This is a genomic window from Chungangia koreensis (genome assembly GCF_042651785.1).
Lineage (GTDB): Bacteria > Bacillota > Bacilli > Bacillales_A > Planococcaceae > Chungangia > Chungangia koreensis.
This window is the reverse complement of the sequence record NZ_JBHSEC010000020.1, coordinates 91,718-118,459: the sequence shown is the minus strand read 5'-3', so window position 1 is coordinate 118,459 and position 26,742 is coordinate 91,718. Positions and strand designations below refer to the sequence as shown.

Annotated in this window: 22 protein-coding genes, 2 pseudogenes and 1 riboswitch; of the genes and pseudogenes, 15 read left to right on the top strand and 9 right to left on the bottom strand. The window is 38.0% G+C overall.

Annotation, left to right across the window (positions count from 1 at the left end; all coding sequences use genetic code 11):
- On the top strand, positions 1-559 hold a 559-nt coding region (locus ACFOZY_RS13555; protein ID WP_417281994.1), incomplete at its 5' end, for a type I restriction endonuclease subunit R, EcoR124 family.
- Between the two features lie 474 nt (positions 560-1,033).
- Positions 1,034-1,195 (top strand): annotated as a pseudogene (locus ACFOZY_RS13550) (YibE/F family protein); the annotation flags it as partial.
- 74 nt (positions 1,196-1,269) lie between these two features.
- Here ACFOZY_RS13550 and ACFOZY_RS13545 read toward each other — a convergent pair.
- Both ACFOZY_RS13545 and ACFOZY_RS13540 read right to left on the bottom strand, forming a co-directional pair.
- Positions 1,270-4,305 carry an efflux RND transporter permease subunit gene (locus ACFOZY_RS13545; protein WP_378156402.1) on the bottom strand — a complete coding sequence of 1,012 codons (3,036 nt, stop codon included), beginning with the start codon at positions 4,303-4,305 and terminating at the stop codon, positions 1,270-1,272.
- Positions 4,306-4,642: 337 nt separating this feature from the next.
- Positions 4,643-5,488, bottom strand: a complete 846-nt coding sequence (locus ACFOZY_RS13540) for an STAS domain-containing protein (RefSeq protein WP_378156400.1) — start codon at positions 5,486-5,488, stop codon at positions 4,643-4,645.
- 352 nt (positions 5,489-5,840) lie between these two features.
- Here ACFOZY_RS13540 and ACFOZY_RS13535 point away from each other — a divergent pair, with 352 nt between their 5' ends.
- The 3 genes from ACFOZY_RS13535 (at position 5,841) to ACFOZY_RS13525 (ending at position 8,380) form a co-directional block, all read left to right on the top strand.
- Positions 5,841-6,944: a metallophosphoesterase gene (locus ACFOZY_RS13535; protein WP_378156398.1), complete on the top strand. Its 1,104-nt coding sequence runs from the start codon at positions 5,841-5,843 to the stop codon at positions 6,942-6,944.
- Positions 6,945-7,090: 146 nt separating this feature from the next.
- Positions 7,091-7,576, top strand: a complete 486-nt coding sequence (locus ACFOZY_RS13530) for an HIT family protein (protein ID WP_378156396.1) — start codon at positions 7,091-7,093, stop codon at positions 7,574-7,576.
- 240 nt (positions 7,577-7,816) lie between these two features.
- Positions 7,817-8,380, top strand: coding sequence for a nucleotidyltransferase domain-containing protein (locus tag ACFOZY_RS13525; protein ID WP_378156394.1), 564 nt, complete (start codon positions 7,817-7,819; stop codon positions 8,378-8,380).
- Between the two features lie 181 nt (positions 8,381-8,561).
- Here ACFOZY_RS13525 and ACFOZY_RS13520 read toward each other — a convergent pair whose 3' ends face one another.
- Positions 8,562-9,233, bottom strand: a complete 672-nt coding sequence (locus ACFOZY_RS13520; RefSeq protein WP_378156392.1) for an SGNH/GDSL hydrolase family protein — start codon at positions 9,231-9,233, stop codon at positions 8,562-8,564.
- A gap of 300 nt (positions 9,234-9,533) precedes the next feature.
- Between ACFOZY_RS13520 and ACFOZY_RS13515 the strand changes: the two genes are divergently transcribed.
- The 4 genes from ACFOZY_RS13515 to ACFOZY_RS13500 all read left to right on the top strand — a co-directional run bounded on the left by ACFOZY_RS13515 (position 9,534) and on the right by ACFOZY_RS13500 (position 12,727).
- Complete coding sequence (locus ACFOZY_RS13515; RefSeq protein WP_378156390.1) at positions 9,534-10,907, top strand: helix-turn-helix domain-containing protein; 1,374 nt, start codon at positions 9,534-9,536, stop codon at positions 10,905-10,907.
- Positions 10,889-11,515, top strand: coding sequence for a GyrI-like domain-containing protein (locus ACFOZY_RS13510; protein WP_378156388.1), 627 nt, complete (start codon positions 10,889-10,891; stop codon positions 11,513-11,515). Before ACFOZY_RS13515 ends, ACFOZY_RS13510 begins: the two co-directional genes overlap by 19 nt.
- Positions 11,516-11,529: 14 nt before the next feature.
- On the top strand, positions 11,530-11,904 hold the full coding sequence (locus ACFOZY_RS13505) for a VOC family protein (protein ID WP_378156386.1): 375 nt from the start codon (positions 11,530-11,532) through the stop codon (positions 11,902-11,904).
- 325 nt (positions 11,905-12,229) lie between these two features.
- On the top strand, positions 12,230-12,727 hold the full coding sequence (locus tag ACFOZY_RS13500; protein ID WP_378156384.1) for a hypothetical protein: 498 nt from the start codon (positions 12,230-12,232) through the stop codon (positions 12,725-12,727).
- Positions 12,728-12,888: 161 nt separating this feature from the next.
- Here ACFOZY_RS13500 and ACFOZY_RS13495 read toward each other — a convergent pair whose 3' ends face one another.
- On the bottom strand, positions 12,889-14,217 hold the full coding sequence (locus tag ACFOZY_RS13495) for a TrkH family potassium uptake protein (RefSeq protein WP_378156382.1): 1,329 nt from the start codon (positions 14,215-14,217) through the stop codon (positions 12,889-12,891).
- 153 nt (positions 14,218-14,370) lie between these two features.
- Positions 14,371-14,517: riboswitch (cyclic di-AMP (ydaO/yuaA leader) on the bottom strand.
- Between the two features lie 277 nt (positions 14,518-14,794).
- On the opposite strand from ACFOZY_RS13495, the gene ACFOZY_RS13490 reads away from it, so the two are divergent.
- Positions 14,795-17,029, top strand: coding sequence for a YcdB/YcdC domain-containing protein (locus ACFOZY_RS13490; protein WP_378156380.1), 2,235 nt, complete (start codon positions 14,795-14,797; stop codon positions 17,027-17,029).
- Positions 17,030-17,304: 275 nt separating this feature from the next.
- A pseudogene (locus tag ACFOZY_RS13485) lies at positions 17,305-17,397 on the top strand (YjcZ family sporulation protein); the annotation flags it as partial.
- Positions 17,398-17,661: 264 nt separating this feature from the next.
- Here the strand turns inward: ACFOZY_RS13485 and ACFOZY_RS13480 are convergent.
- A complete protein-coding gene (locus ACFOZY_RS13480) occupies positions 17,662-18,363 on the bottom strand; it encodes a DUF421 domain-containing protein (RefSeq protein ID WP_378156378.1) in 702 nt (233 codons plus the stop codon).
- A gap of 198 nt (positions 18,364-18,561) precedes the next feature.
- Between ACFOZY_RS13480 and ACFOZY_RS13475 the strand changes: the two genes are divergently transcribed.
- On the top strand, positions 18,562-19,395 hold the full coding sequence (locus ACFOZY_RS13475; RefSeq protein WP_378156376.1) for a DUF2935 domain-containing protein: 834 nt from the start codon (positions 18,562-18,564) through the stop codon (positions 19,393-19,395).
- 174 nt (positions 19,396-19,569) lie between these two features.
- On the opposite strand, the gene ACFOZY_RS13470 is transcribed toward ACFOZY_RS13475, so the two are convergent.
- On the bottom strand, positions 19,570-20,439 hold the full coding sequence (locus ACFOZY_RS13470) for a cation diffusion facilitator family transporter (RefSeq protein ID WP_378156374.1): 870 nt from the start codon (positions 20,437-20,439) through the stop codon (positions 19,570-19,572).
- 404 nt (positions 20,440-20,843) lie between these two features.
- On the opposite strand from ACFOZY_RS13470, the gene ACFOZY_RS13465 reads away from it, so the two are divergent.
- From ACFOZY_RS13465 to ACFOZY_RS13455, 3 genes are read left to right on the top strand one after another with little or no spacing between them, the layout of a single operon-like run.
- A complete protein-coding gene (locus ACFOZY_RS13465) occupies positions 20,844-21,626 on the top strand; it encodes an amino acid ABC transporter substrate-binding protein (protein WP_378156372.1) in 783 nt (260 codons plus the stop codon).
- Between the two features lie 58 nt (positions 21,627-21,684).
- Positions 21,685-22,338 (top strand): amino acid ABC transporter permease, encoded by a 654-nt coding sequence (locus tag ACFOZY_RS13460; protein ID WP_378156809.1) that lies wholly within the window; start codon positions 21,685-21,687, stop codon positions 22,336-22,338.
- Positions 22,339-22,351: 13 nt separating this feature from the next.
- Entirely contained in the window at positions 22,352-23,095 is a 744-nt protein-coding gene (locus tag ACFOZY_RS13455) for an amino acid ABC transporter ATP-binding protein (RefSeq protein ID WP_378156370.1), read from the top strand.
- A 35-nt stretch (positions 23,096-23,130) separates the two neighbouring features.
- Here ACFOZY_RS13455 and ACFOZY_RS13450 read toward each other — a convergent pair whose 3' ends face one another.
- From ACFOZY_RS13450 to ACFOZY_RS13440, 3 genes are all read right to left on the bottom strand, one after another.
- Complete coding sequence (locus ACFOZY_RS13450) at positions 23,131-24,042, bottom strand: DUF4349 domain-containing protein (protein ID WP_378156368.1); 912 nt, start codon at positions 24,040-24,042, stop codon at positions 23,131-23,133.
- 206 nt (positions 24,043-24,248) lie between these two features.
- Entirely contained in the window at positions 24,249-24,983 is a 735-nt protein-coding gene (locus ACFOZY_RS13445; protein ID WP_378156366.1) for a hypothetical protein, read from the bottom strand.
- Between the two features lie 96 nt (positions 24,984-25,079).
- Entirely contained in the window at positions 25,080-26,618 is a 1,539-nt protein-coding gene (locus ACFOZY_RS13440; RefSeq protein ID WP_378156807.1) for a glycine betaine uptake BCCT transporter, read from the bottom strand.
- Positions 26,619-26,742 lie beyond the last annotated feature (124 nt).

Below are 26,742 nucleotides of genomic sequence, written 5' to 3'. Positions count from 1 at the left end.
GGGGGGGGGGAGTAGTTTTGAAAGACCCCCGTTAGAAGTGCCTTACCATCCAATAACTTTAAATAAAACTATCGTCGATAGCACTTTCTTTAACAAACTATTTACGCGATTTGTAGAATTAGCTCAAAGCGATTCATCAAAGGGTAAAATTGAAGAAGCATTAAACGGACTACATTCTAAGTTTTCATCATTAACTCGTGAACAACAGGATTATGCAGAAATCATAATTCAGGAAATCCAAAATGGAAAACGATCTGTTGATGAAGGAACGGATTTTCTACAGATGATAAATGAATATCAATTTCACCATGAAATTAAGATATTAAAAGAATTTGCTGGGAATTTTGGTCTTGATGTAGAAAAACTTAAACAAATTAAGAATAATGTTACAAGTGAGAAAAACTTAAATCAATATGGACAGTTTAATAATTTGAAAAATTCGGTCGATCTTGAAAAAGCAAAGGAATTTATTGAAAGAGAAAACGGACAAAAATTACCACGGTATAAAATTAACCAAGAGATTGATAAAAGATTGCGTAATTTTATTCTTGATAAATAAGTGAAGTGGAATTCAACAATTAAAATAAACCTGACGCCATAATTTAGATTATGGCGTCAGATTTTGTTAATCAACTAAGATTATAGAAATTAAATGCAGAAATTTAACATTCCTTTTAAGTAACTAATTTGTTCAGTGAAGAAATGTAGGAGTTTCCTTATCATAAAGTGATTGTGTGTACTATTAAAGGTAAGGAAACTCCTAAAACAATTATAATCTATTGTATTATAATTTACCATTTAAGCTATTAAATAAGTAAGCTATGCATATGTCTAAATATTCATATATTTAGTTAAGATGATAGTTATCTTCTATCTCCCTCTGCTCCATCGGCTGCTTCATCGACTTCCTAAATGTACAACAACTCATGGCCAATCCGCCGATTACCAGGCTTTGAGAGAGAAGGCTTCCGGCTTCGGTTTGTTTGAGTAACAATAGAAGCATGGCACTGATTGTTGGGATGCATTCTTTGGAAGCTACTTGGCATTGCTGATTTGGATTAAAGATTTTTCGTATTCTTTAAGTGAAACTGTGAATTCAAATATTTTTAGTTCAGAAATGATTACAATCTTTTGTGCAGTGATTGGCGTTATTCTCGTTATTCCGGTTACTTCCTGGATTATTGTCTATTTTTAGTGAAAAGCAAAACTAACAACTCTGAATAATGAAAAATCCAGACTAAAGCATTCAGCTTCAGTCTGGGTTTTAGATTATGCCACCGTAGCTTTCTGTTGTTCCCTTTGTTCCATCCGCTGCTTATTCGATTTATTAAAATACAACAACTCATAAATACAAGGAATCACAATCAGTGTCAGCAAGGTCGCCATGGCCAATCCGCCGATTACGACGATTGCCAGGCTTTGTGAAACTAAGCTGCCGGCTTCTGCTTGTTTGAGTAACAATGGAAGCATGGCACTGATCGTTGCGATGGCGGTCATGAAGATCGGGCGCATTCGTGTAGCTGTTGCTTCAACAAGGGCATCGCGGATGATCATGGATTGTTCATTTTGTTTGACTCGATCCAATAATACAATTGCGTTCGTAACGACAATTCCGATGAGCATCAATGCGCCTAATAGGGCGGTGATGTCGACTGGAATCCGGCTGACGAGGATACCTAAGATGGCGCCGATTGCTGCTAATGGAAGTGAGCACAGAATGGCGATTGGTGCTTTGATTGATTTGAATGTGATGACCATGATCAGGAAGACGATTCCGATGGACACTAACATGATCAGGAATAGGTCTCCAAAGTCCTCGGCTTGCTGGGCACTTGATCCGCCGATTAGCACTTCTGTATTGTCCGGAATGTCCAAGCCTTTCTTACCGTCCTGATCACCGAAGATGACGGTGTTGATTTCAGCTGAAATCTCGGACAGTTTGGTCGGGTCTACGTCTGCCGTAACACGCAGGTAGGCGTCTCCGTCCTTATGGAGCTGAGTCGTTGAGCGTTCTTCTGTCTCCAACTTGGCAACGGAAGACACAGGTGCCATGCCGCTTTCCGTCATGATTTGAATGTCTTTCAGGTCATCTGGTGAATCGGTTTTCAATACTGGTTCCAGCATGACGGTTTTTTGATTGCCTTCCAAGTTGATTGTTCCAATCGGCATCCGGTTCAGCATCATGCCGACTTGTTGTGCAATTTGTTCGGTGTTTGCTTTAGCTGGATCGACAACGAGAGAGTAGACTGTCTTTTTCTCTTCTAAATTCGTTGTGACCTCTTCGACACCCTTAATGGACTCGATTTCATCTTTGACGAGTGTTGCTGTTTCTTCAAGGTCCTCCATGTTTTCCCCTACGATATCGATCGTGATGGAAGTACTTCCTCCACCCATCATGAATGAAGCGGTTGCCACATCAAATGTTGCTCCTGGGAATTCTGATTTTTGTTTTTCAATTTCCTTCATGACTTTATCGGTATCTTTTTTATCTTTCAGTAGGACGTTGAATGATGCTTCGGTAGGGGAACCGACCCATCCGAATTGTGCAGCCATGGCTGGAGAACCGACTTGTGCCAAGAGATAGTTCACTTCATCCATTCCACGAATCGTTTCTTCAAGTTCAAGAGCGTGTTTCTCTACATCTTCAAACGGTGTGTTATTCGGATAGCTCAGTGTTGCCATGACATAGTCAGCCGATGAACTGTCTACTGCACCTTTCGGAATGAAGAAATACGTAACGATCGAACCAACAAGTAAGAAAATCGAAAGTGCGAACACGATCCATTTATGGTTCAGCGACCATGTCACCATTTTCGGGAATTTTGTAGCTGGTTTATGGACAGGCAGCTTGGCATTCTTCAATAGTCCGGCACTCATAAGTGGAACAACTGTTAATGCAACGACTAAAGAAGAAAGCAATGAATACGTGACGGTCAATGCAAATGGCAATAAGAATTCCTGAAGTCCGCCGTTCAATAAGCTCATCGGCAGGAATACGGCGACTGTCGTTAAAGTGGAAGCGGTAATGGCCGTTCCGACTTGTTTCGTTGCGTCGATGATCATTCCGACGGAGAACGGTTCCTTCTGCATCTTGCGGAAGATGTTCTCGATGACGACAATGCTGTCATCCACTAAACGGCCGACTGCAACTGCGACACCGCCGAGAGTCAGGATGTTCAAGGTCACGCCCGATAAGTCCAATAAGAACAATGTAAAGCAAAGGGATAAAGGGATCGACACGATCGTGATGAGCGTCGAGCGGATATTACGTAAAAAGAGCATGATGACAATCGTTGCGAATAATGCGCCGAGCAACACTTCTTTTACCATCGTGTGAACGGAATTTTCCACTAAGTCGGCAGAAGACACATAATTGACGGCTTCTAACTGCGTATATTTTTCGTTTATTTCCTTCGTTACTTTTTCTACTTCTTTACCGATTGCAACTCCATTGGATTTACTGTCTTTTGTGATGCTGATGTCGATTGCTTCTTTGCCGTTAAAGCGATTAATGAAATCAGAATCGTTCACTTCTCGGATTGTTGCGAGTTCACTTAAAGTTACATCTGGTGCTACTGGCAGCGATTTGAGCTTTTCCAGACTGTTCAAGTCACCGACGACTTTGATGTTGCTCGTTTCCCCGTCAATCGTGCTTTGACCAACGGCTGCAGCGATGTTCTGACCGTTCAAGATTCCCATGATGGAATGAAGAGGGACCTGATATTCCGCCAATTTGTCTTCATCTAATTGAATCGAAATTACCGAATCTTCGGCTCCATAAAAGTCTACACTTGCGACTCCTTTAATCCCTTGGTAGAGGGGGATGAGCTCCTCTTTGGCAAGCTTGATATGCTCTTCCGTCAAGCCATCCTCAAATGTGACGGCAACGTTGGCAATCGGAATCATTGATGTGTTTAGCTGTGAAATGATCGGTTTGGAAACCGACGCTGGTAACTGAACGGATGCAAGTATTTCCTGTACATCCTGTTTTGCCTGTTTCATATCCGAACCGCCAGGGTAGACGAGATCCACTTTCGAATATCCATCTCCGGTTCGTGAGTAGATACCGGTTTTTCCGTTGACTTTGGCCAGTGCCCGTTCAATCGGGTCTGTCACTTCCGATTCCATCGTTTTGGAATCCATTCCTTGCCCCATTGAAATAATGGTCACTTGCGGATTATCGGCCTCCGGCAAAAATTCCATTGGCAGCCTGAAGTAACTGACTACACCGATCACCAGAACCAAAATGGTTAGTACACTGACGGCAGCCTTATTACCCATGGCCCATTTAGTGAATTTAGACATTCATAATTCCTCCTGAAAGTTAATGGCAAATGAGGATTGTTCTAAGCTGTAACTTTATTGTAGAAAACGAAATGCTCGCAAACATTGAGCCGGAGGATTAACTTTTCCTAAGTCTTTAGTCTTAGCTGGTGATGGGTCAGAAGTGGGGAGGTTGAGTAATATGTGCAACTATAGTGGTCGCAGCAAGGTGCTTATTTAGCGGATAAGATCTTAATAAGGAAAATTTCCCTTCTTAATGAACGAATACAAAAAGAGCGTGTTTCGAATCCGGCGAATGGATTTGAAACACGCTTTTATGTATATTTTTCAATTATTGACAAGGTACATGATTCTGTACTTAAAGGGCAAGTTTCACATTAGTTAGTGCTTGCTGCAGACTTCCTCTTGTTATTTGATCGCTGAAATCCAAACCGAGACTGACGGCAGTTTGGGCAATTTCAGGTCTAACCCCGGTGATGATTGTTTGAACTCCGAGCAGCTTTAGAGCAGAGGACAGATTGAAAATTTGCTGTGCGACCATGGTGTCAACAATGGCTACCCCTGACAAATCGAGAATCAAATTGGTTACCTTTAATTTCCCAACTTCTCTCATCGTATTCTCCATCAATAATGAAGCACGTTCAGTATCTATATTTCCGACTAAAGGCAGGACGGCGATTTCCTTGGAAAGGGGAACAACCGGCACTGATAATTCAATGAACAATTTTTTAGCATTCTCGAGATTGGCTGTGTAATACTGAACAAACGTTAAACTGAAACAGTAAACTGCATGGTCGAGCATCGGGTCAACAATCCTACATGTTGCGAACAAAGTCCTTACAGACATATCATGTTCTAAAACTACTTCTTCTATCACTTTTCTAATATATGTACGATATAGAATTGTATCTTTTAAAGCTTCATCTAAGGACACACCCAGTTTAAACACATAATCAGAAGCTTCCTTCGCCCAATTTTCAATTTGTTCAGTTGCAACTTCCTCTTGAACATTTTGGATAAGGAATTCTCCAAAAAGACCAATGAAATTTGCTCTGATCTCGGTGATTTTTTCTTCAATTGAAGACGGGATTGTTTGTCTTTGTTCTATTGAAATTTCTGATAGTCTTGTTTCATGTATTTCCTTGGCTAACTTAAATTTTTTCTCTAACAATGTTTCTCCGATTAACTTCAACTCGTTTTCCATGCTCATCCCCTCCAGAGTTTATATTTATTTAACTTCCCATTATATAGTAAAGCATTCGAATATATACAAGCAAACAAATATGTTTAGCTTCAATCATTATAAATGGTAGAAAGATAAAAAGTATAATCGAGTTACATGGTTAATTCGGGGAAGGGATTTTTGTTCTTTTTGTTGAAGTAATTGTTCTATAGGTAAAAATAACAGTTGGTTGGGTGGATCAAGGAATGAATAAATCAATAGCAATACTCTTTTTAGCTTTGCTAATATTTGCTTTAAATGCTTGTTATAGTAGTAGTACGATCTCGTTGGTTAAAAATGAACGAAATTTTGTATTAAGGCAAGGGGTTATTATATGAACAAAATTAAATACATATCTATTCCGCGTAATTCAAGAATTATTGTAATATCAGATATCCATGGTGAATTAGAGCTCTTTAAAAGGCTATTAGATAAAGTCAACTACAACGACAAGGAGGATTACTTAATTATAAATGGAGACCTTTGTGAGAAGGGGAGGAACAGTAAAGGCGTTGTTGAATATATATTGAAGCTAACATCTAATAATAGTAAGGTTCATGTTACAGAAGGAAATTGTGACACGTTAGTTGAAGATTTAATAGAAGAAAACCCGAAATTAATAAATTATTTAGTTGCGAGAAAGAACTCATTATTAAATGAATGGCTTATTGAGTTGGATTTTAATATAACTGATAAAACTACAGTTCAATCGATTAAAGAAGTATTAATACATAATTATTCTAAAGAAATAAAATGGCTATCAGAGCTTCCAACAGCTATTGAAACAGAAGACTATATTTTTGTCCATGCCGGGTTGGATAGTATTGAAAATTGGAAAGAAACTGATCGTCTTAAAGCGATTAGCCTTTCTGCTTTTTTAGAAAAAACTCATAGTGCTAATAAGTATGTAATAGTCGGTCATTGGCCAGTTGTAAACTATTCAGAAGAAATATTTTCACACAATCCGATCATAAATCCTACTAAAAGAATTATTGCAATCGACGGTGGAAACGTCATTAAACAAACAGGGCAATTAAATGCATTTATCATAAACAGGGGTTCAGTTGAAGATACATTCAATCATCTATATATTGATCAGTTTCCAGAGGTGAAGGTTACTAAAGATTTTGAAGCAGATTCAAAAATGATCGGTTCTGTGAGTTACCCAAAATTTGAAATACAACCAGTTGAAAAAGGAACTGATTTTACCTTAAGTAAACAATTGAATACGAACCAATTACTATATGTGAAAAATGAATATATCCAAAGAAATGATAGTGGAGCTTATTTTGTTAAAACAGATTTATCTTGTTCTCAGATAAATTTAAACACAGGAGAAATAGTTTCAGTAATTGACGATGCCTGTAGTGGATATAGTTTAGTTAAAAAAGATGGTGTCGTAGGTTGGGTACCAAAAGAAAGTTTAGCGGATTTTTAAAAGAGGATTTCTTTAACAATAGGGGGCGTTAATTCTTTTAAAAAGGATTAACGTCTTTTTTGTTGAATATCTTAACTAATAAACGCAGCATTCCTACCCTGAAAATTCACGATCTAAAAAGCTATAAATAAAAAGGAGAAGATTTTATGAATCAATATAGCCATATTCCACAAGGCTATGTTTGTCCATTTTGTCTATTAGTATCTGGAGTTGAGGACGAAGAAAATAAACTGATCCAGTCTAAACAGAAAGATATTATATATAAAGATGACTATGTAACAGCACTAATTGCATCACTATGGTGGCCAAATAATAAGGGCCATGTAATTATCATTCCTACCAAACACTATGAAAACATATTTGACTTGCCTATTGAAGTTGCAACTCGTATTCATGAGTTGGCTAAGACGGTTTCGTTCGCCTTAAAAGAGTGTTACAAATGCGATGGGATTTCCACTCGTCAACACAATGAACCGGGTGGAAGTCAAGATGTCTGGCATTATCACTTACACGTGTATCCCCGTTACTACAATGATAATCTATATCAAACGAAAGGCAGTTTAAGTTCCCCAGATGAAAGGGTGAACTATGCTGAAATGCTAAAATTGTGGTTGGAGAAAAATAAGATTTAAACGGAGTCCAAAATGCAATTTAGCGGATGGTATAAGGGGGAAGGTATAGATTAACTACCGAAAATAGTTTCTCTAATTCTTATTTTTAGGTCAATTATTCTTTTGTTCCTACCATCAATTGTAAATCCCGTTTCACCTAAAGGGGTGTTGATCCAAGAAGGGATGGATGCCCTGTTTGTTAAATACTTTAGCTAAAGGACAGGTAAGTTGAAAAAGTATGTACAGACTTACAATGGGAGAATGGAGAATGAAATGATAGAAAAAAACTTCAAAGAACAAACTGAGAACCAATTACAAGTATTGTCTGAAGTTAGTACAATTTCTAAAAAAATTGGAATTGAGTTTTGGTTACGTGGCGGGTGGGCAATCGATTTTTTGCTCGGAAAGATTACTCGTCCACACGATGATATTGATTTAGTTACATGGATAACAAATCGGGAACGTTTAGAAATTGAACTTGAAAAGGCTGGATATGTGAAGGCATTCGTTAAAGAGGAATTTCGTGATTGGCAGTCTGATTTTTGCAAAGAAAATGTAGAAATTACACTATCCTATATAACACGAACAGTGGATGGAAACCTTATTATGCATGGATTACCTGAATGGATCTGGAGACCCGATTCTTTACATCCTCAAACTTTTGTTTTGAACCAAATAGCTGCTCAGGTATTAAACCCTAAACAACTTTTGGAAGAAAAAGAAGTCTATGAGCAGATTGGTCGAATACCACGACAAAAAGACTCAGAAAGCAAAAAGATACTACAACAAATAATTGATGAGACAATGCGTGAAACAGAGGCGTAGAGTCATTAAAGGATTAAGTCCCTTTTGTTGAATAAGCAATTTTTAATTGGCAAATAGAATATTTATATTTAACAGTAATGTTTCTTTGTTCATTTAATATCAACAACTGGGAACGATGGGTTTTATAGAAAACTTGGATTTAAAAAACGATTCCGCTAATTTAGTGGAATCGTTTTTCTTGTTAATGAACCGTCCGGTAAATTTCCGAAGCGAAAACTTCGTACCCTTTTTCAGTCAGATGAATTCCATCGTCACTGATCAGTTCTTTTAAATCGCCTGCACGTTTAATCGCAGTCCGGACGTCAATAATCAGGACATCCAGTTCTTGGGCAACTTGCTTTAGTGCACGGTTATATTGGCTATGCCAATGTTCAATTCCGCCGACTTTACAGATCCAATCACTTACATTAGAACTGAAACTTTGAACAATCCGATTATAATAACGAACGGGATCTAATGGGGGTAAGCTCGAAAGAATTGGTGTGATACCTTCATCCTGGATTTTGCTTATCATGGTAGTCATATTTTCTCTGTACTGTTCCAAAGGAACGGTCGCTTCATACTCATCCTGTTCACGCTTGGCCACTTCCACCCATGGAAAATCACAATCATTTCCACCAACCCCGATGATGACGTAGTGAGGCTTCTCTGCGAAGACATCGCGTTCCAAGCGGTCCATCATTAAACAGGAATTGTCGTTAAACACGCCTTTATTGACAATTTCCACTTCGTTAGACTGTTCATTGAATAAATTTTGTAAAACATTTGGGTAATTATTCTTCAATATCTTTAGTCGGCCATTAATGAACGATACACCACGTGTCAAACTGTCTCCAAAGCATAAAATTTTCATTGTTTACCTCGAATTAATTAGTATTTTACAATACCATTTTAGCAACAATGTAAAAAATATCATAATGGTAACCATCGTTTGGCTCGCATTCTTTGTTCAGTGGAATGAGTGAAGCATTAGAGATAGTAAAACAATCTAAATCTTAATTTAATCCGAACGGATAAACGTACTTTGCAATAAATAGCATACACAGTTTTTGATAAAAAAGGACAAAAATAAAATCTGTATCTTTGATATAGTTACAACAAAGAGGAGTTCTTACAGAATATCGATAGAGTATTGTTAAAAAGGTGGTGAATAATGAATTACTTAGTCAGTGTACAAGCGGCAATAGATTTTATAGAGGAAAATATCGAAGAGAAAATAGAGTTAGAAGAAGTCGCAAAAAAAGCTTCCATGTCACTCCCGCATTTGTACCGAATGTTTTATTCTCTTACTGGGTATCCAGTAAAAGACTATATGCGTAAAAGAAAAATCAGCATTGCTTCAGACCACCTAAAATACTCAAAACGATCAATCTTGGACATTGCCATTATTGTTGGTTTTGAATCACAGGCTTCTTTTACAAAGTCATTTAAGAAAATAGTTGGAATTACTCCGAAAGTATATAAAGAATCTGATATGTTCTTTAGTTTCGATCGGATTGATCTATACGAAAAAATAAATTACTTAGAGGGAAGGGATCTGTTCGATAAATATCCAGATATTAAAGTAATTCAACTTAAAGAAATGACTGTACTCAGTTATATACATAAATTAGACCATTTAGATGGAATTGAAAAGGATGCACTTGTGGTAGTTCAAAAGATAGTTCAGAAATCTGATTTAGATCAGAAAAAAATGAAGATTTTTGGACGAAATATAGAAATCGATGAAGTTTTGGATGAGAAATCAAATCTATATGCATATGAAATACTAATTTCATATGAAGATCCTATCACTAACCAAATAGCAGAAATGCAAATTAAAACTATCCAGGGTGGAATGTATGCAGTCGGTGTCACACCATCAACTAACGATTACGCTATATTATCATTATGGAACCAAATGTATTCTGAGTGGTTACCTAAAAGTTCGTTTACAGAAGGCTCACATACCTATTTGGAAGAGTACATTACCTTTAATGAGAAACTTGTTCGAATGAAACTATATTTGCCTATTAAACGCCAGTCAAAACCTGAAATGATTAAAGTAGAGGAAACAGAATCTTTTTACGTGACATATAGTAGGTTTTACGGATCCGAATGCCAGAAGAAGGCTGATGAAACTTTATCTGAATGGTTGCAGCTAAATCCATCAACAGACTATTCTAGTTGCTTGCTTTACTTCTCATACAACTATGATGCTGAAAATGAAATGGAGCATTGGTGTGAATATGGTATTACCAATTATTTTAGCTATGAAGATATAACCACTCAAAATGTTCATCAAAAGAAATTGGACGGTGGGTTATTCGCAGTAATAGAAACAAAATCATACGGAACACTTACTGGTATTTTAGAAATCATTCACCGCTGGATCGTAAGTGGAGAAAAATATATATTAGATGAATCTAGACAATGGTTTGCTCAATATCAATCCTCTTTTATAAGTTCGTCTGATATTAACGTGTGTGTGCGAATCTATTTACCGATTATAGAAAAGGAGCAAACTGTATGGGTGACAGAGCTGTAAGAAACATTTTTCCTTTAGAAGATTATCTTCCTCAACGAACTCCACAATCATTACAAGTTCTATTAGGCCAACGAGGGAAGCATCAAAAAAGCGGAAAATTAGAAGTGAATACAGTTACTATTGAACCGATTCACATGATAGCTTTAAAAGTTAAAGGTCGCATGGAAAACTTTGAGGCGGGGCAGGAAGTCAGAAAAGGATGGAAAAAACTAAAGGATATCATTTCTTCTGATCGTTCAATAACAATGGAAGGTAATGAAGGAATTGTCTTTTATAATCAACGGAATATGCTGCAATCTGATGGAACAGTTGAGCTTTGGATCGGAGTTAAAGTAAGTGATATTGCTCATACACCTCAGGAGTGTATACGCTTGACGATACCCAAAAGAAAGTACGCTAAAATCGATTGCTGTTGTTTTAGTAGAGCAGAGATGAATCGTAGATATACTTATTTGAGTGAATGGATTAAAGAAAATGGATACCAAATTGAGAATGGTATTGATGCTTTTTCTCTTGAACCAAATCGACTTGACTCATTTAATCCTTTTGAAATACCAGCTCATGAGATTCAGGCATTTGATTTTGATATTTTATATCCAATTATATAAAGGAGAGAAAAATTTTGAGTAAATCATTCATTGAACAAGTACATTATATCAGAATCCCTGTTAGAGATTTAGAGCAGTCTGCACAATGGTACAAAGATGTGTTAGGACTACAATTATTAACTATTACTGAGGATCCATTTGCGATTTTAAAAATTAATGAAGGACCCTTTTTGATAACTTTAGTTCCTACTGAAGATGATACATTTGCACATTTTACAATTGACAATAAGCCTGCCTTTAGCATTGGCTTTACTAGTCCAGAGTTATCTAATTTTCATCAACACTTACTTGATCATCAAGTTAAGGTCGATGATATAGAAGAAGATAATGGTCATGCCTATTTCCACTTTTATGACCCAAATGGTAATAAACTTCAAGTACACTGGTAAGATAATGATAAATAAATTTCCATATTTTATAAACGGGTGCTTAAACGGAAAAAGAACGGGAACGTCCATTTCGGACGTTCCCGTATTTTTTCTGAAAAATAACAACCTAATTATAAATAATGGATAGGAAATAGTAGCTTTATGAATTTCTTATCCAAAATTACGAGTGCGTTGATCCGTGAAGGGATTAATGTCCTTTTTGTTGTACCAAATCTAAAGCGCCAAGACAGTGAAAGCAGAAAAATGAAACTTAATGGTTTATTATTCGTACTTAAAGTACAATCGAAAACTAAATTGGATGTATCTACAGCTAATGGAGGTTACAATGAAAAAACTAAAAGTAGGTTTTTTAATTGCATTTATTATGATGATGGCAAGTTGTTCAAATACAAATGAAAAATTCACATTTGAGGAAGAGTTATTAAATGCATTAGATAATTCTGGGATAAATTATTATGAGGAAATTATTCATTACGAGATTAAAGATAATTTTATTATTGGATTTTACACGGCAGATCATAGTATATTCCACACAATATATGATTTATCTTCAGGTACAATAAAAAATATTGGTCGTGGAGGTAGTGTTGATCAGAATGGTGGAATAGCAATATTCGAAAAGCATGAACATATGCCTTCTAACTTATCCTATTTTAGTAGTAATAACCCTGATGTAGAGAAAGTAGAAGTTAGAGGGGAGCTTGCTAAGAAAATAAATTATCAAGATCTATCGTTTTGGATTATTTTTAGCGACGAACCTATAGCTGAAGAAGATCTTATTGCATATGACGACCAAGGAAATCAAGTGAATCTAATACAATGAGCGATGAGTTTCAAACTGAAATTACCAATGTAATAGCATATCAAGGAAAGATTGTAGGAAGTTATTTTAAAAGTTTAACCTTTTTTAGTATGTCTTGATAAGTGCCTCGACTGCCACAGATTAGGGTGTAAAGAAAAAATGCTGGAAGAGCCCAGCATTTTTCAACCTGTATGAACTTGATCATATGGAAATTTGAATGTTTCTCTTTTTTGCTTTAAGAATAAAAAGAATAAAGTCAGTGGACCAATTCGTCCGATAAACATAACGATGCATATAATCACTTTTCCGATACTACTCAAGTCTGCTGTTATTCCTGTTGATAGTCCTACAGTTCCAAAAGAGGATACTACTTCAAAGGCCAATGGCAGCACCGCGATATCCTCTGTAAGTGTTAAAAGAAAGATAAAGAAGAAAATAATGAACATACTCACAGTTGTAATGGCAAGCGAACGAATTAGAACCTCCGTCCTGATCGACCGGCCGAATAAGTGTGGTTCTTGTATTCCTTTCACAAATGAAATGCTTGCCAGGACGATAACGATAAAAGTCGTTAATTTAATCCCAGAAGCTGTCGAAGCTGTGCCTCCACCTATAAACATCAAAATCATCGTGAAAAGTAATGAAGAATCTTCCATTTCTCCGGTAGCTATCGTATTGAAACCTGCGGTACGGGGAGTAACGCCCTGGAAATAGGAAGCCAAAACTTTATCGTATATTGAAAAGTTACCTATTGTATCTGGATTGTTATATTCCAAAATAAATAATGTAATCGTTGCTACAATGTTTAAAATAATGGTTCCGACAACCATCATCTTCGTATGCAGACTCCACTCCCTAAAGGTTTTCTTTTGAAAGATCTCCATGACAACAACAAAGCCAAGTCCACCGATTATAAACATCATCGATAAAATAATATTGACAACAGGGTCTCCTGCAAATTGAACCAGATTATCAGGAAATAAAGAAAAACCTGCATTATTAAAGGCTGATATAGCGTGAAATACACTATAATAAAATCCCTTATTCCAACCGTACTCTGGTATCCAATGAAGGGACAACAAAATAACGGCAGCTCCTTCAAATGCGAAAACAAAGATCAAAACCCAAATTACCAGCTTAACCATTCCGCCGGCTGTAGACTGGCCAAGGGACTCTTGAACATAAATTCTATTTTTTAACCCTATTTTTCTTCTCAGTAAAGCCAGAAGAGCCACAGCAAAAATCATTAAACCAAGTCCGCCGCATTGTATTAAAACCAATAGGACAATCTCTCCAAAGAGCGTCAAAGTGGAACCGGGATCAAAAACACTCAAACCCGTAACTGTCGTACCCGAAGTCGCAACAAATAATGCATCTACCCAAGAAATCGGGACTTCTGTGGCAATGGGTAGTTTTAATAGAAACGTTCCAATGATAATTAATAGTAGAAAACTGCCTGCAATAACTGTCAAAGGTGACAACTGTCGGTGTCGACTTTGTTTTGTAAACATAATTGTTCACTTCCTATTTTTATACTCCTTTTTAAAAACCAAAGTGCTTGAATGGATTAGGTCAATGCAATCCTTCAATAAGAAATATAAAAATGCCCATTAGGTTTTATATAACCCATGGACATACATGATAATTGTTAACAATTATTCCACTTCCTCTCTCTTTAACGCTTATGAGGTTAGCTGACGGATTAGGACAAAAGAGTAGCCCTTCCTACACTGTAGGATTCACCCCGTGACATCGAAAAAACGATGTTGAATGGGTCCCCCACTCCATAAAGGATTAAGCGGTATTTTTAGTATGAATTTTTTAATAAGAATCATATTACTCTCATTAGTTCTGGATGTAAATCTTTTTTTTAGCGATTCCTTCTCCTTTTAACCCTTTCGTTTTATACCAATTATGAATCCGTCGCTTAAGGGATGTCACAAACTCTTTTAGCTTTTCAAAATTACATAACTACCATAAAAAACAACCTATATTTCCAAAATTTAAAACAATTGTAATATTTGTATTTTAAATTCATAGAATTTACTTTACAATTTAATTGATACCAAAAAAGGGGGAGTGTGGGATTTGAGAAAGAAGATCGGAGTTATTTTAACTGCATCAGCTTTATCAATCAGTTTAATTTCACCAGCTGTTAGTGCAACGACAGTAGAAGGGCAACCAGTAAAAGTGGTAGCAAAGGCAGAAGCAACAAACAAGGAAGTCACCAAAGAGGATTTGCTCAAGAAGTTTCGTTCAGTTTTTCCTGGGATGTTTGACTTTGTTAAGGATTCAGATTTTCACATGAGTTCATATGATCCTTATCCGTATCCTGGTTCAGAGGAAGAGACAACAAGATATAATTTATCATTCTATAAGCGGGAGAAAGGTAAGAATATTCATGGAAGCATCGGATTTTATGGGGACAATCTAGAAATTGAAAACTTCTATTATGAACCTCCTGCTACTTCTGACGCTCTGTTTCCGGCAAAAGTTTCAAAGGATGAAGCAAAAAAGATTGCAAACGATTTTGTGAAGAAATACCTTAAAAATGCCCAGTACAAATTAGATGAAGAACAGCAAGATTACTATTATTATTCAAAGCAAATTTTGACTCAGCCGATCAGGTACAACTTTTCCTTCAAACGTATAAAGGACGGAGTTCCGATTGCTGACCAAAGTGCAAATATCACAGTCCTTGGAAGTGGAGAAATTGTAAACTATTATAGTTCGCAACTAACGAAATCTCCTACTTTTGATGATGTAAAGAAAGTAAAAGATCAAAAAGAAGTGTTGGAAAAGTTTAAAGAAAACCTTACAACAAGACTCCAATATCAAGTGAATACCAACTATGAAACTGGTAAGAGTGATGTGAAGTTGGTTTATGTGCCTGAAATTCTGAGTATGAATGCACTCACGGGTGAATGGTTCAACGGGAAAGAGTTTTTAGCAGTAAAACCAACTAAAAAGGAAGTAGTGAAAATTGTTGAAACTGCATTGCCAGTTAAGCAAAAGGAAATGACGAAAGAAGAGGCAAAGAAAGTTGCAGAAAAACTGTTACAAGTGAAATCTGACAAAATTAAGCTAAGCATCCAATCGGTGGAGGAAGTTAAAAACCAAAATGGCGAAGAAATCATCAGTGTTCAATATATGTATAACTACGCTAATGGTGGTACGGGTTCTTCCTTAGAATTTGATAAGAAAACGGGTGAGCTGATCCAATATCATAATGCACAAAATAGTTTATTGTCAGAGATCAATGAGAGAAAAGTAGAAAACCCAATTTCAAATGACCAGGCGGTTGCTCAAGCAGTTAAGTATTTAAAAGAATTTGTTCCTTCTTATCTCCATGAATATGCTATGCCGATTGAGGAAAGCAATTACGACGAATACATGGGTTCTTACTATCTAATCTTCCCTCGGATCGTTAATGGTGTCACAGTAATGGGAGATCAGATTAGTGTAGGGATTAGTCAAGACGGCTCATTAAACAATCTAAATGTTAGCAGACCAAAGATTGACGAGTGGCCAACTGTAGATAAAATAATCACTGCGGAAAAAGCGATGGAAACGTTGAAGAATGCGCTAAGTGTAGATATGAGTTATATGAAACAAAACTACAAGAAAGAAACGAAGCATTATCACTTAATGTATGCTCCACTTTTCAATGAGAAAGCCTTTAATGTGTTAGATGCTAACTCAGGTAAATGGATTAACCAATACAATATAGAAGAGACACCAGAGATTTCTCACCCAACAGCTGCTGAAGAATTGAACTATTTGATACGTGCAAAAGTATTGACTGTAATGGATCCAAAGAAATTTAACGCTGATGCGGCTGTGTCAAAAGGGGAAGCCATCAAGATCATGATGAATTCCTTAACATATATTTATGACACAGGCTATTATGGACAAATAGAGGGTATGAAGCAGTCCTTTACAAATATCGATCCTAAACACCCTTCCTATTCAGCAATTGAACGGGCAGTAGAAGCAGGGATTTTGAAAACAGATCAGACTACCTTTGATGCCAATAAACCGGTTACGAAAGAAGAACTGGCCGTATGGTATGTGAGAGCACTCGGTCTTGAGGCAGCAGCCAAACAACACCAAATCTTTAAAAATGAATTCACTGATAGCAAAAAGATTAAAAAGGAATACGCCGGTTATGTAATTTTGGCGGACACACTTGGATTGGTAAAGGCAGAGAAAAAACAATTTAATCCAACAAAACAAATCTCATATGCTGAATTAGCAGTGTCCTCGATCCGCTTAGCGCATGAAATTGCTAATAAGGAAAGAGACTTCAGATATGTGTACTAAATCTTAATATGAAATTAGGAGGGTCGTGGCCAGTAGTCACGACCCTCTATTTTTTGGACAATTATATTCATGTGAAAAATGAATGACCTTCCTCGTATTGAATATAAATGAAGGTAGTACTTATTCTTCATGACCAGCATGTTCCATATCGACATGTTCTATCATTTAACCAATTCTCATTTCTATTAAATTGAGTCTAACTGTGATAGTAGACCAAACGAATGGTTTCACTCGACATATACTTTTACTAAGAAATCGATAGGGGGTGAAAGTTTATGGGCGCAAGAGCTGGCGTTGGAGGATATGGAAACAACTTTGCTTTACTCGTTGTTCTATTTATCCTGTTAATCATTATAGGTGCTTATTATTATGGCGGCGGATATGGCGGTGGTGGTTATTATTGATCCATCGAACCATGGACAAGTGGCGTGTAACTATTTCGTAAACGAAGCCATCTAAAACTTCTCCTCTTTTTAGATAATCCATGTAGAACCTTCAAGTAAGGGCATAAAAGATAAAGACCTAAGCACTTAAGCTTAGGTCTTTATTGATGATATATGGGGTGATCTATTTAATAATAACTCAAAGTTCAAAACAAATTAGTTTCAGAAGTGTTCCCTTTAGCAGCCTGATTAATGGGTCATGCCGTCTATCTTATCAACGTACAGGGTTCCATCTTTTTGAACTTCAGCGTAGAAAACCTTAGAGACTGAGTTAATACCTTTAGACTGTAATTGCTGATCCAACCATTGTTTGTTAAGATTCAGCTTATTCAAATTCTCGTTGTTAATTTCCCCGTCTGATACAACCGCAGTTGGAATAGGGAACATATTGTTATGGCTAACTTGCTGGATATTCAAATCACTTTTTGTCAGAGGCTGTTTAGTTTCCTTTTTCATTACTGAAACACTACCGTCAGTCTCAAATATTGCATAGTCCACATCGGAAACGGAAAACACATTTTTCTTTCGTAATAATGCATTCAGAGAGTCGACGTCTAAGCGAACTTTCCTAAGTGCATCTTCTAAAAGTTCACCTTTTTGGATTAAAATAACCGGCTGTCCTACAATAATCTTCCGTGCAGCTTGGGATTTAATATCTATGATTCCAAAAACAACAGTGAAAATAGTCCATAATACTAAAGCGGTTAGTCCGTAACTAATTTTTAGACTCGGATCAATTGCCAGGGAAGCCCCTATAGTACCAATTGAAATGGCAGATACAAAATTAAAGAAAGTCATTTGAGAAATTTCTTTTCTACCCATAATTCTTGTTAGGATAAACAACGTTAAGAAAGACAAGACAAGTCTTATGGAAAGCTCGATATATGACAAAAGATTGAACTCCTTTCAAGACAGGAATACCTTTATTGTTTCAAATTCATTTGTATTTATGCGTCTATATTAATGAGCTTAGTGTATTGATTATTTTTTGAAGGAAATAGGTCATAGTTACAAGGGTCTAATGAAAATGAATAGAACAGTATCAAAAAGAAAAAGGGTGAATAAAATGAGGGGGATAACAAATTAGGAGTGAAGGCCATTAGCACTTTTGTTTCACAATCATTGGAGGAAATCCATTTTTGGTCGAGAATAATGAAGGAACATGCCTTGTTTCTCAGTTTAGGGTTTAGTAGTGACGATCAAGAACTAATTAATGAAGCCCGTTACTTTTATGCCCTTTTTGATAAAATAGAAGAAAATTTAATGAATTATAATGTAGATTCTGACCCTGAACTAATTCGAAGGTTAAATATTGAGGTATATCAGGCAGCTGCAGCAATATGGGCATATAAGAGAAAGGTACTTGGATTGATTTTGCGATGCGAAATACATTCTAATAACTATCCTTTGTTAGTAGACCATGTTAGCCGAGAAGCTGCCTATTTTGTTAAACGTCTTAGAGAATTAAATGAAGGTAAATTAAAGCCGCTGCCAGAAGCCATTATTAAGGAAAATGTGTTTTTCCTAAAAATTATGGCAGACCATGCAAAGTTCATTGGTCATTTGCTTGATCCGTCAGAGAGGAAATTAGTAGATCAAGCACGAGAATTTAGCCATGATTTCGATCAGCTCCTCTACCAAGCGATGGATTTGGATCATATGCGTCCTCAGTCCGAGACTTCACCTCTCTTAGACCAATTCCTTGACCAAAATCGAGTATCCGTTAAATCTCTGCGGGACTTTAAGAAAACAGCCCGAGATTTAATTGAGGCTTGTCGAATTAAGAGTAATATTCACCCGTTATTAGCTGATCACGTATTTAGAGAAGCCGATCGCTTCCTCCATATTATTGACCGATTTGAGGAAAGCCTTACTTCTGGTGAACAATTTGTAATGGGCAATGGGTTAATCACCGATATGTAAATATAGATTAAGGGACGTCCATATAAGGATAGTCCTTCTTTTAATGTATGGGTGCCTCGGGTTCTATGTTAGTAAGGAGTATATTAGGGTTCAAAAAAGGGATCCATTGTTTAATACAGAGGATCCCATTACTAATGATATACTTCTATAAATTTTAACTTTAGAGTAGGTGGCTTACATATAATCAGGTTCGGTATGTACCTGAAGAAAACTGTGTGGATTGATCTTCAATATTTCATCTTCTATTTCTTCAGTGATTCTGTGACTTTCTGCTACAGTTAATGTATGATCCATCGTTACAGTTAAATCCACAAAAATCATACTCCCATGAGCACGGCATTTAACGTCTTTTACCATAGTCACCCCTTCTACTTTATCTGCAGTTTCCGATATAGTATCAAGCATCTCTTCATCAAAACCATCCGTAAGAGTAAGTACGGAATCCTTAAAGATATCTACAGCAGTTTTGATAATCAGAACGCCAATGATAAAGGCGGTTACTGTATCAATAATTGGAAAGCCGTAGATGGCCCCTACAATCCCAATGGATGTCCCTATACTGACCCATGCATCGGAACGGTTATCATAAGCAGCTGCTTTTACGGCAGTACTGTTAATTCGTTTGCTTAAACGAATGTTATAAAGATAGACAAAATACATAACTATTGCACTGAAAAAAGCAACAATTGCTGTAAGTCCAGAAGGAGCTTCTTTATCTGGTACCCAAAATGATTGAATGGCATCTCCTAAAACGTGTAAACCGACCATTGCCATGATGAAAGAAGCAACAAGTGATGCGACAGTTTCGGATCGGAGGTGACCGTACCTGTGATTTTTATCAGGTGGTCGTTGCGATATTCGCAAACCAATTAGCACTGCAATTGATGCAATGATATCAGTTGTATTATTAAGTCCATCAGCTTTTAAAGCATCGGAGGAACCTAAAAAACCAATAGTAAGCTTAAGGACACTTAGGATTACGTAGGCACCAATACTGATCCATGCACCTTTTTCTCCCTGCCGTAGGTTTGAATAGATCTCCATAATGTTTCCTCCATGCAAAAGTTTTGCCCATAAGAAAACGACTCCCTTAAAGAGAGTCGTTGAGATTCGTTCTGAACGTATCTATAGAAATATTTGCTTGTATTTTGGGCGCTTTGTTACTTTAACAGAGAGATTAGTTACTTGCAATTTAAAATAACATAAACAGAAAACTTCATCAGTTTAACCTATTACATAATCATTTCCTAACTGTTCGATTACTTTTGAAGGTGAGTCACCATACGTAACCCCATGAGTATAATCTTTCGAAATACTTTACTCTGCTAAATTACTAAATTAAATGATTGACAACGGTAAATCGCCTATGTTAATTTATACATACAGTATTTAACGCTCTAACACATTAGTGAACTAAAGTATTTGAAATGAAAAGGGGAATGGTTTAAATGAAAAAAATGATTTTAGCAATCCTTACATTGTTCATAGCTTCCACGGTTTTGGCAGCTTGCGGCCAGTCTGATGCGAGCTCAGGATCAGACAAAGATACATTGGTCATCGGAATTGACGATAAATTTGCACCGATGGGATTCCGGGATGAACAAAATGAGATCGTCGGATTCGATATCGATCTTGCCAAAGCGGCTGCTGAAAAAATGGGTGTAGACGTAAAATTCCAGCCAATCGATTGGAAAACAAAAGAATCAGAACTTAGTAGTGGACGCATCGACCTTATTTGGAATGGGTATACCATTACTGACGAGCGAAAAGAAAAAGTTCTATTCACAAAGCCTTACTTAGCAAATGCACAGGTTGTTGCGACTTTAGCAGACTCTGATATTCAATCTTTAGAGGACTTGAACGGGAAGACAGTCGGGTTACAATCTCTATCTTCGGCATCTGATGCATTAAGTGCAAATCCAATTAGCAAAGATATTAAATCGATTAGCGAGTATGCTGACAACGTGTTGGCACTTAGTGATCTGAAATCAGGCCGCGTAGATGCAGTTATCATCGACGAAGTTGTCATCGATTACTACATGTCTAAGGAAGGGGAGTCATTCAAAGTATTGGATGAATCCTTAGCTCCTGAAGAATATGGAATTGGAGTTGCGAAAAATAACGAAGACCTGCTTAATGACTTGCAGGCTGCACTTGATGAAATGAACGAAGATGGAACGGCTGGCAAGATTTCTGAGAAGTGGTTTGGGGAAGACAAAGTACTGAAATAATCACAATCGGGCAGGGTGAATCCCTGCCCTCGCGTTTTGAGGAGGAGCATGTATGTCGATGGATTATGTATTAACAATTATGAAGCCGATGCTTGAAGGGGCAAAAATGACCATCCTGTTATTTTTCATTGCCCTTATTGTATCCATCCCGTTAGGATTCCTTCTGACTCTTGCCGTTAGAAGCCGAATCAAACCGGTGTCTGTACTTGCACAGGTGTTCATAACCGTCATCCGCGGTACGCCGCTCCTCCTTCAATTATTGTTCTTCGTGTTTGGACTTCCAATGATTCCAGTCGTCGGAGAATACTTAGTGATGGACCGATTTGTTGCCGCAACATTGGCATTCATTTTGAATTACGCAGCTTATTTCGCAGAGATTTTCCGTGGTGGATTATTGGCAATTGATAAGGGGCAATACGAGGCAGCGCAGGTTTTAGGCTTGAACCGCTGGCAAACGACGACGAAAATCGTCTTGCCACAAATGTTCCGCATCGCTTTGCCTGCCGTAGCGAATGAATCCGTCACACTGGTAAAAGATACGGCACTACTATACGCGGTCGCGGTACCGGAATTGTTGCACTTTGCACAGACAGCTGTTAACCGTGATTTCACGATTTTCCCGTACTTCCTTGCGGGTGTCATATACTTAGCGATTACTTTGTTGCTCACGTTCTTCTTTAAATGGTTAGAGAAGCGCTTCAAATATGAATGAGGAGGTGGATACCATGTCGTTGGTTTCGATTAAGCAAGTAAAGAAATCATTTGGACCATTGGACGTATTAAAGAATGTATCATTCGATGTAAACAAAAATGAAGTAGTTGCCATTATCGGTCCGTCTGGATCTGGCAAGAGTACTTTGTTAAGAAGCTTGATTTACTTGGAAGAGATAGACGGTGGATCCATCCTCTTCGGTGATGTAGCGTTAGTGGAGGATGGAAAGTATGCAGCGAACATTAAAAACATTACAAACCGAATGGGAATGGTGTTTCAACAGTTCAACCTGTTTCCGCATCTCAACGTCAAGGAGAACTTGGAAATTGCTCCGAAAATGACAAATAGGATGCCGGTGGCTGAAATCGGGAAAAAAAGTGAGGAGCTATTGGAGAAAGTCGGATTGACTCAATGGGCCAACTCGTATCCGAACCAATTATCCGGTGGTCAAAAGCAGCGTGTTGCAATTGCGAGAGCGCTCATGATGAACCCTGAAATCCTGTTATTCGATGAACCGACGTCTGCACTCGATCCGGAACTGACAGGAGAAGTGCTAAAGGTCATGCGGGATTTGGCGAAAGAAGACATGACAATGGTTGTCGTCACCCACGAAATGGGATTTGCTAAAGAAGTGGCGGACCGTGTAGTGTTCATGGACCAGGGTGAAATAGTCGAGGAAGGCGATCCGGCTGAAGTATTAGTGAATCCGAAGCAGGAACGAACAAAAGCGTTTTTAAAAAGAACATTAAACAAATAGAAGGTGTCCCACTCGAAAGGGGACACCTTTTTCATCTATTCTTTTTTCACCCTTTTGCGGACGATGAAGTATACCACAGCGCCCGTCAACAGGAATAGCAACAAAATAGGAAGATTACCTATGAAAAATACAATCAGTGCTGATCCGGCCGATAATAGGTAATTCGTACTCGTAACAAATTGCTTCTTCGTTTTTTGCCATGTATTCAGCTCTTCTTTTTCTATATCAGGGATGATGACACGATTTTCGTACATAGCTATTTCAATCGTTGAGAAGGATGTTTGATTCTTTAAGTAGTTCATTTTCCCAACGATTATTTCAATTTCTTCCTGAACCTTTGCTAAGTCTGTGGAGATTTTCAATAAGTCCTCAGTCTTTTGGGCACCCTTCATGAATTCCAAAAGTCTCTCCTCGACTGCCCGTTTCGACTTTAAACGGGATTCCAAATCAACATACTGCTCAGTTACGTCCTGTCCGGTCACTTGGCGTTCCAATATTTTTGCAGCTTCTTTTTCAGCATCGTTTAAGAACGCCTGAAAATGCTGTTCCGGAATTCTGAGGGTCATTTTACCGCTTGAAGTTTCGTCCTCCCGGTAAACGTTCGATTCAACTATGTATCCGTCATACTTGTTAACCTTGTCTTCTATAGAAGCTTGAGCGTCTTCAATATTCTTTACATTTACCTCTAAGTTGGCTTTATGGATAATCATCCGATTGACAGTAATATTAGAATCACTTTTTGCTTCTTCTACATTTGATGATTGTGTAGTCTTTTTTTCTGACGTGTTTTCCATTGCTACTTTTGAACTTTCAGCTTCTTCTGCAGCCATATCAGCAGGTGCCCGATCTGCGGATTCCATGGAACCGCTTGAGTCGTTATTACTGCAAGCTGCTAATAACATAAACATACTAATGAACCATATGAAAAAAATTCTTTGATTTCTCATTTCCCATCCTCCTGTCTTTATTCAGTAGACGAGTCAAAGGCGAAAAAATTACAAAGTTTCCAAAAATATATAAGAATTCTTCATCTAACGTTCGGTACTTTCAGTGGTATGGCTGGCTGAACAGGTTTAGAACACAGTGGATAAAGTAATATTGGATGTCAATTTAAAAACCGTAGCCCAAAATTGAGCCACGGTCATGAATATATTTAATAGATATCGTAGTCCAAATCGTAATCGTATTCTGCATCGTAAGCGTATGCTGTAGAGAAGTCGGAGTCATAATAGGATCTTCTTCTGCGTGGACGGCGAGGGTTACATGTGAATGATGCGATTTGATTCACGTCAATTCCAAAGTATACCCATCCTCTACGTGTGCTCCATCGATAACCAGCGACAGAGCGGCGGCCAACAAACGTCGGATAGAACCAGAAGCTATTGCCATTTACTAACCAGATATAGGTATTACGGTAAAGGCATCCGTAAATGGCACCGGGATCAACGGCAAAGGTACCCATTTGACCGGCTTCACGTTCCGGCGTAAATTGTGGTGGAGCAGATGTAGGGGCTTGCTGACCTCCCGGCCGCTGACTCGTTGGATTGCCTTGGAATCCTCCTCCAGGGAATGGACCTCCTGGCATTTGACCCGGCATTCCGCCTGGCGTTCCACCAGACATTCCAGGGAATTGACCTGGCATTCCTCCTGGCATCCCTCCAAATTGACTTGGCATTCCAGCCGGCATCTGGCCTGGCATTCCTCCAAATTGACCTGGCATTTGTGTTGGCATCCCACCTGACATTCCAGGGAATTGTCCCGGCATTCCCCCAGGCATTTGACCTGGCATTCCTCCAAATTGACCCGGCATTTGTATCGGCATTCCACCTGGCATTCCCCCAGGGAATTGTCCTCCTGGTGGTATGTTTCCTGGCGGCATATTAACCATGCATAATCTCTCCTTTCAGGAATCTCTGTATCATATGCCCGATTTTTCAACGTGATTGGACGCAAAAAAGCTGTCCACTATAGGGACAGCTTAATTTTAATGTTCATGTTCTCTTAGTTTTTTCGGTGGCTTTGTCGGTTTGATCCATAATCCTAATTCTTTCCGTTCCTTATTCAACGCTTTATATAAGGAGAACATCATCAAGATCATGATGAACGAAAACGGAAATGCTGCAATGATGAGCGAGTTTTGCAAGGCAGTCAATCCATTGGCCGAAAGCAAAATGACAGCAATCGCTGATTGAGCAATCCCCCATGTAAATTTAACTGTATTCGGCGGCGTGAGTGAGCCTTTAGTGGTCTGCATCCCTAATACAAATGTAGCTGAATCCGCACTCGTGATGAAAAAAGTACCGATTAGGATAATGGCTACAATTGAAAGAACCATGGACAACGGAAGATCACCAAAGGTAGCAAACAGAATTTCTTCTGTCAGGAGCTCCCTCATATCAGTACCACTCTGTTGGACATGAATAGAAGTTGAACCGAAAGCAGCAAACCAAAAGAAACTTAAAATGGTAGGAACCATTAGAACGCCAATAAGGAATTCACGGATGCTTCTTCCTCTTGAAACACGAGCTATAAATATGCCGACAAATGGTGACCAAGAAATCCACCATGCCCAGTAGAAAATGGTCCAGCTGTCAATCCAGCCGCGTTGTTCGATATCCAATGGTGCCGCCCGGAAGGACATACGTACCAAGCTTTGTAAGTAGGATCCGATTGAATCAGTGAACATATTGAAAATGAGTAGGGTCGGTCCAAGGGCGACGACTAATATTAACAAGATCGCTGCAAGAACAAGGTTTGTGTTGGATAGATATTTGATTCCCTTGCTTAAACCGGACCAAGCAGATATGAGGAACAAAACTGTGACGACTGCAATAATAATTACCTGTACGTAAAATTCATTCGGAGTCCCGAATAAATAAGAAAGCCCTCCGTTAATCTGAATTGCACCAAATCCTAACGTTGTGGCAACTCCGATTACTGTTGCAAATACAGCAAGAACGTCAATGACAGTTCCCCAAGGACCAGACATATGTTTGCCGAATAAAGGTTCCAAAGTTGCGGATACAAGACCAGGTTTACCTTTTCTGAATTGGAAAAAGGCGAGGGCAAGCGCCACGAGACCATAGATCGCCCAAGCATGAATTCCCCAGTGGAAGAATGTATAGCGCATAGATTCTCTAAATGCAGCATCGGTCATCGCTTCTTCTGTTGCTGGACTCATAGCGTAATGGGACAATGGTTCCGCAGCTCCCCAAAAGACGAGTCCAATCCCCATCCCGGCAGAAAACAGCATAGCAAACCAAGAAATTTTTGAGTGCTCAGGTTTCTCGCCAGGTTTACCAAGTGTAATCTGACCCATTGGACTAACTATGAAGAACAAACAGAAAATGACGATAATCGTAACGAGGGTCAAATAATACCATCCAAACGAGGAAGTGATGAAAGCCTGGATATTTCCTGTCACTTCTTCAAAACTTTTAGGTGCTAATGCACCGTATAAGACAGAAGCGAAAGTAATCGCAACTGAGATCCAAAAGACGTTTGAGATTTTTTGCACGTGCAACACCTACTTTTTTTTTGTTAATTTACCCTTACCCAAATGAATTATGATTTAACATAAAGAACGAAAAATAGAAAAGAATAAAAGGATACTGTATGATGGAACGAGAAATACGCAGTGTAACACA